Consider the following 3,349-nt stretch of genomic DNA (forward strand, 5'->3'; position numbering starts at 1 on the left):
CGGCGGATCGAGCGCCCCGGGCGGCCGCCGCGGGACGCGCCGTGCGCCGCCGTCGGGCGCCGGGCGTCCTCCTCCTGGACGCGGGCGGCTGGCTCGCCCTCGTGGCGGCGACCCTCGTGCTGGGGGCGCCCCTGCTCTGGATGGTCCTCGCCAGCCTCAAGAGGCCCGACGAGCTGTACCGGCTCCCGCTGCAGTGGCTGCCCGCGGGGCCGGACCTGGCCAACTACGCGGACGCCGCCCAGACGATCCCGCTGGGCCAGCTGTTCCTCAACAGCGTGGGCCTGACGGTCGTCGGGGCCGGGCTCAAGGTCGCCCTGGGGCTCACCTGCGCCTACGCGCTCGTCTTCCTCGACGTGCCGTTCCGCCGGACGGTGTTCCTCGTGGTCATCGCGGCGCTGATGATCCCGCCGCAGATCACGATCATCCCCAACTACACCTTCGTCGCGAGCCTGGGCTGGCTCAACACGTACCAGGGGATCCTCGTGCCGGGCCTGGCGAGCGCCTTCGGGACCTTCCTGTTCCGCCAGCACTTCCTGACGCTGCCGGCGTCGGTGCTCGAGGCCGCCGAGCTCGACGGCGCGGGGCACTGGCGGCGGCTGTGGCGGTTCGTCGTGCCGCTGTCCCTGCCGACCGTCGCCACCGTCGGCCTCGTCGCGGTCGTCACCGAGTGGAACGACTACCTGTGGCCGTTCCTCGTCGTCGACGACCCCAGCAAGATGACGCTCCCGGTCGGCCTCACCCTCCTGCAGAACATCGACGGCATGAGCGACTGGGGGGTGCTGCTGGCCGCCACCGTGCTGGTCACGCTGCCCGTGCTGCTGCTCTTCCTCGTCCTGCAGCGGCGGCTCGTCGCCGGCCTCACGACGGGGGCCGTCACCGGCTGACCCCGGGCCTCTCGGCCCGCACAGATCCCGGGCCTCTCGGCCAGCACAGACCCCGGGCCTCTCGGCCCGCACCAGACCCCGGGCCGACCGGCCCGGTCCGGCTCCCGCGCGACGGGGGCACCCACCCGCACTCCCGAGGAGACACCTGTGTCCACCCCCTCCGTGCCGACGCGCCGCACCCCAGGGCGTCCGTCACCGCTCGTGCTCGGCTCCCTGGCCGCCGTCGGCGCCCTGACGCTCACCGCCTGCGCCGGCCCGAGCGTCACGACGGACAGCGCCGCGGCCGCGGCCGGCGAGGCGTCGCAGACCGCCACGACCGACTGGTCGCAGGTCGAGCCCGCCTCCGAGATCACCTGGTGGAGCAACCACCCCGGAGGCTCCCAGGCCGTCGAGGAGGAGCTCGTCGCACGCTTCGAGGCCGAGCACCCGGAGATCGACGTCAACCTCGTCACCGCCGGCGCCAACTACGACGAGATCGCCCAGCGGTTCCAGGCCGCCTCCCAGACGGACGAGCTGCCCGACCTGGTCATCTCCTCCGACGTGTGGTGGTTCCGCTACCACCTCAACGACCAGATCATGCCGCTGGACGGCGTCTTCGAGCACCTCGAGGTCGACGTCGAGGACTACGTCCCCGCCTTCTACGGCGACTACGAGTACGAGGGGCAGCACTGGGCCGCGCCGTACGCGCGGTCCACGCCGCTCTTCTACTACAACACCGAGATGTGGGAGGCGGCGGGGCTGCCCGACCGCGGGCCGCAGACGTGGGCCGAGCTCGCCGAGTGGCAGGAGGCCCTGGACGCCCAGGTCCCCGCTGACTCCGCGCCGCTGGGCCTGTCGCTCGGGCCGTCGTGGTCCGCGTGGTGGTTCAAGAACATGCTGTGGGGGCACGGCGGGCAGTACTCCGACGAGTGGGAGACGACGCTGGACACCCCCGAGGCGCTCGCGGCCGGGGAGTTCGTGCGCGGGATGTTCCACGAGTCGGGCCTCGCGACGGTCTCCGAGGACGCGACGGTCGACTTCGCCACGGGCACCGTCGCCGCGACGATCGGCTCGACGGGCTCCCTCAAGGGGATCCTCGACGCGGCCGAGTTCGAGGTCGGCACCGCGTACCTGCCCGACGGCCCGGCCGGCGGCGGCACGCCCACCGGCGGTACCGGCCTGGCCATCCCGGCGTCCCGCACGCCCGAGCAGCAGCTCGCCGCGGCGATCTTCCTGAAGTTCCTCACCGAGACGGAGCAGACGGCGTACTTCTCGCAGAACACGGGGTACATGCCGGTCCGCACGTCCGCCATCGAGTCGCCGGAGATGCAGGCCGTCTACGCCGAGGCCCCGCAGTTCCGCACCGCGGTGGACCAGCTCAACGACAAGGCGCGCTCGCAGGACTGGATCCGGGTGTTCGTGCCGGGCGCCGACCAGCTGCTCACGGAGGGCATCGAGCAGATCGTCCTGCGGGGCACGGACCCGGCCGAGGCGTTCGAGTCCATCACTCCGCGGATCGAGACCGCCTACCGTGAGAACGTGGAGCCGTACCTGTGACCCTCGTGATCGCGCACCGGGGCAACTCCTCGGTGGCGCCGGAGAACACGCTCGCTGCGTTCGAGGCCGCGTGGCGGGCCGGCGCGGGCTCGATCGAGCTGGATGTGCAGCTCACCGCCGACGGCGAGGTCGTCGTCATCCACGACGACACCCTGGACGCCACGACGGACGGCGTCGGGGGGCTCGCGTCGGCCGACCTGCCGACCGTGCGGTCGCTCGACGCCGGGGCGTGGTTCTCGCCGGCCTTCGCGGGCCAGCGGGTGCCGACGTTCGCCGAGGTGGTGGACCTGCTGACCCGCCGCCCGGGGATCGACCTCCTCCTCGAGGTCAAGGGCGCGTGGACCGTCGAGCAGGTCCGCCGGGTCACCGAGCCCGTCCTCGCGGCCGGCCTGGCCGACCGCGTCGTCGCGCAGAGCTTCTGGCCCGAGACGGTCGCGGCGCTGCGCGTCGCGGCCCCGGACCTGCGCCGCGGGCTGCTCGTCCTGGAGGCGGACGCCGGCCTGGAGGACCGCTGCCGCGACCTCGGCGTCATGACGTGCAACCCGCACGGGCTGCTGCTCGTGCAGGACCCCGGCCTGGTCGACCGGCTGCACGCCGCGGGCCTGCAGGTCATGGTCTGGACGCTGGACGAGCCGGAGCACTGGGCGGCGGCCGTCGCCCTGGGCGTGGACGGCATCATCACCAACCGGCCGGACCGGCTCGCCGGCTGGCTCGCGGCGCGGACGCCGGCCGCCGTCGGCGCCGTCTGACGCGACCGGGGCCGGGGGAGGTCGGTCGCGGACTCCGCGCCGACCTCCCCCGGTCCGTCGCCGGCCCGGTCCGTCGCGGACTCCGCACCGACCTCCCCCGGTCCGCCGCTTTCTTCGACATATCTGCCACCAGGCGCGCGTTGTTGTCGGAAAACGCGACGGCCGAGGGCGGGGTGGGAG

At 73.6% G+C, this 3,349-nt stretch carries 3 protein-coding genes; all 3 read left to right on the top strand.

Annotated elements, in window-relative coordinates; all coding sequences use genetic code 11:
• The first annotated feature begins 41 nt into the window (after positions 1–41).
• The 3 genes from N866_RS17525 (at position 42) to N866_RS17535 (ending at position 3,169) form a co-directional block, all read left to right on the top strand.
• Complete coding sequence (locus tag N866_RS17525) at positions 42–884, top strand: carbohydrate ABC transporter permease (RefSeq protein WP_034228980.1); 843 nt, start codon at positions 42–44, stop codon at positions 882–884.
• 147 nt (positions 885–1,031) lie between these two features.
• A complete protein-coding gene (locus N866_RS17530) occupies positions 1,032–2,420 on the top strand; it encodes an ABC transporter substrate-binding protein (protein WP_245612654.1) in 1,389 nt (462 codons plus the stop codon).
• Positions 2,417–3,169: a glycerophosphodiester phosphodiesterase gene (locus tag N866_RS17535; protein WP_034228982.1), complete on the top strand. Its 753-nt coding sequence runs from the start codon at positions 2,417–2,419 to the stop codon at positions 3,167–3,169. Before N866_RS17530 ends, N866_RS17535 begins: the two co-directional genes overlap by 4 nt.
• Positions 3,170–3,349 lie beyond the last annotated feature (180 nt).

The sequence above is a fragment of the Actinotalea ferrariae CF5-4 genome (assembly GCF_000603945.1).
GTDB classification, from domain to species: Bacteria; Actinomycetota; Actinomycetes; order Actinomycetales; family Cellulomonadaceae; genus Actinotalea; species Actinotalea ferrariae.